The sequence below is a fragment of the Rhizobium sp. SVR5-9E genome (assembly GCF_056755095.1).
This window is the reverse complement of record NZ_JBNDHS010000332.1, coordinates 1-304: the sequence shown is the minus strand read 5'-3', so window position 1 is coordinate 304 and position 304 is coordinate 1. Positions and strand designations below refer to the sequence as shown.

Below are 304 nucleotides of genomic sequence, written 5' to 3'. Positions count from 1 at the left end.
AACAACGAGGCAACAAATTACGGGAACTTTGATAAGCTTCACCGGCGTTTGCCTGCTTGCTTTCGGAGGTAATGCTGAAAGTGGAACATTTAAGCTGATTCCTATTTTGTTACTGTTGCTGGCAACTTTATGCTATGCAGTAAGCACTACTACGGTAAAATCTAAATTAATGGAAGTCTCTTCCACCGTTTTATCAGCTTTTGTCTTTTCGTTTGTGCTGTTCTTTCCATCATTAATTGCGCTTACATTTACGGGATTTTTCTCAACTTTCAGCTTTGATGAAGATCATCTTACAGGACTGATG

At 39.1% G+C, this 304-nt stretch carries 1 protein-coding gene; it reads left to right on the top strand.

Annotated elements, in window-relative coordinates; genetic code table 11:
• The coding region (locus tag ACPYOJ_RS35050; RefSeq protein ID WP_481420336.1) for a hypothetical protein at positions 1–304 on the top strand (304 nt) is incomplete at both ends.